This window comes from Oleiphilus sp. HI0066 (genome assembly GCF_001635725.1).
The window spans coordinates 1-1,051 of record NZ_LWFH01001881.1 but is presented as its reverse complement, the minus strand read 5'-3'; the positions used below and the strand labels follow the sequence as shown (position 1 = coordinate 1,051).

General features: G+C 44.1%; 1 protein-coding gene and 1 pseudogene. Both read right to left on the bottom strand.

The features are described 5' to 3' along the window. Positions 1–139, bottom strand: a pseudogene (locus A3738_RS30290) (microcin ABC transporter permease); the annotation flags it as partial. Between the two features lie 5 nt (positions 140–144). Beyond that, positions 145–1,051, bottom strand: a 907-nt coding sequence (locus A3738_RS28950) for an ABC transporter substrate-binding protein (protein ID WP_231876797.1), incomplete at its 5' end; no start/stop codon positions are given.

The following is a 1,051-nucleotide window of genomic DNA, read 5'->3' as shown; positions in this document are numbered from 1 at the left end:
ATTCCATTCCTTGGGTTTGAGCGAGCATGCGTTCTACAGGGCCGCCGGGAGCTGCTTGGACAATCACAAAGTTGAGAAGCATGATCCCAAACAGGGTAGGGATCATAAGAAGCAAACGCTTAAATATGTAGGCGGGCATTTCTGTTACTTCACCCACCAAGCGTCTAAGTAGATGCCCGATTTTGGTGTAACTTCGGGATGAGCAAGCTTCTTGCTATACGCGATGCGATCAACTGGGTTGTACCAATTTGGAATCGCGTAATGGCCCCAGAGTAATACTCGATCTAAAGCTCTCGTGCTAGTGATAAGAGATTGTCTATCTGGAGAGCTAATAACCATTTCAATTAGTTCGTCGACAACTGGGTCGTTGATACCTGCATAATTACGTGATCCCGGCACAGCAACTTTACTGGAGCTCCAATACTCACGTTGTTCATTGCCTGGCGAATTAGATTGGCCAATGCCACTGACAACGACATCGAAATCAAAATCGCGCAAACGATTAATATACTGAGTTGTATCAACAACTGTAATTCTTGCATCAATGCCTAGTCTTTCTAAATTCTTAATGAAAGGCTGAACGACTCGTTCAAAGTCTTTTTGGAACATTAAGAATTCGAGTTTAAATGGGTTTCCATTTTGATCAACGCGCTTGCCGTTCTTAACGTCGTAGCCAGCTTCCTTTAACAAGCTCATCGCTGAGCGCAGATTTTTGCGAATAGAGTTTGGTTTTGCTGTGCTTGGTACAGAATAGGGCGTGGTAAATACTTCTGCTGGAAGCTGTTTCTTAAATTTTTCTAAGATGGCAAGTTCTTCGCCTTCTGGGACGCCGGAAGACGCCAATTCAGAGTTTTCGAAATAGCTCGAAGATCTTTTATAAGCACTGTGGAATAAGTTGCTGTTAGTCCATTCGAAATCAAAGGCATAAGTGAGCGCGCGTCTTACTTTAGGATCGCTCAAGTATGCTTTGCGGGTATTGAGAACGAATGCCTGCATACCCGATGGGCGTTCGTGTTTGATTTCTTCTTTGATTAGCTCGCCTGAATCGAAC